Genomic DNA, 1,061 nt, shown 5'->3' with positions numbered 1-1,061 from the left:
CCGTAGCAGTTGGCCTGCTCCTCAATGAGGTGGGCCAGTTTGATGGGGTGCTCGGCCCGGGTGGCCAGGGCGCCACCCATGGCGTGGAGGTAACAGCGAAAGATGCCGTTATCCGCGGCGTAACGGGCCGCCTCAAAACGCGGGTCTTGCAGCACTGGCTTGGGTGGCCCCACCAGATCGCCGTGCTTCTTGGCGTTGCTGATGCGGCGCAGCTCGCGCCATACCCCGACCGGGGCGCCGCCTATTTGCTGGAAGGTACGGATCCCCCACCAACTCGCCCAGGCAACCGCATGCATGGCGGCTTCATTTGCGGGGGCATCAGCTTCTTCGTCATCATCCAAATAGGCACCATCAATGTTTTTGGCGATGTACTTGGCGATATAGCCTGCCGCATCGCCTTTGGTTTGATCGATCTCCTTCCAGTCAAAGCGCGGAGTGAAGTCGGTATGAGAGGGGAGACCCTTGGGATCACGGATCAACTCTGCACGGTCATGGCTCAAGGCATACCGCTGCAAAGTACTGATCACCCGCCATTTGTCGACAGGGCGCATAAATAGCAGCAAGTGCCAGTGTGGGGTGCCGTCGTGGTGAGCCTCGCAAACGCGAAAGCCATAAACAGGTGCATCGCCCCGTTTGAGGGCCGCGCGGGTCAGGCTCCACAATTTGGCCAGGTAGGCGCAGGTTTCGCGTGGTGTGGCGCCCTCGTATTTCTCATTTTCGACGGTCTTGCCATTGCGACCAGTCTTCCAGGCATGGAAGCGGGAAGGGGCTGTCCAGGTGAAGAAGACGCCCACATGGCCCTGCTCCTCGGCGTAGTCGCTGAACCCCCGAGCACGCACCATCATCTCGTTGCGGCGGTTGACTGGGTTAGCATTGCTGGCCTCCCAGCAATCCTTCATCGAGATCACCAGATCATGCTTGGTGTTCATCACCTCCGATTCGGCCAGCCAGCGCATCATGGCCCGTTTACGCTCGCGCACTACCTTCATGGTGGCGTTCGACACATAAGCGGACACCCCTTTGCGCACCTTGCCGAGCAGGATGTTGATGTGTTCTTGCAG

The 1,061-nt window shown here is 59.8% G+C and carries 1 protein-coding gene; it reads right to left on the bottom strand.

Features of this window, described 5'->3' with window-relative positions; translation table 11 throughout:
• Positions 1–1,061, bottom strand: a 1,061-nt coding sequence (locus AACX78_RS21770; RefSeq protein WP_201302969.1) for a replication endonuclease, incomplete at both ends; no start/stop codon positions are given.

The sequence above is a fragment of the Aeromonas sp. 9A genome (genome assembly GCF_963900955.1).
In the GTDB taxonomy this organism is placed as follows: Bacteria; Pseudomonadota; Gammaproteobacteria; order Enterobacterales; family Aeromonadaceae; genus Aeromonas; species Aeromonas salmonicida.
The sequence above is the reverse complement of the archived record's forward strand: the minus strand, read 5'-3'. Positions and strand labels throughout refer to the sequence as shown.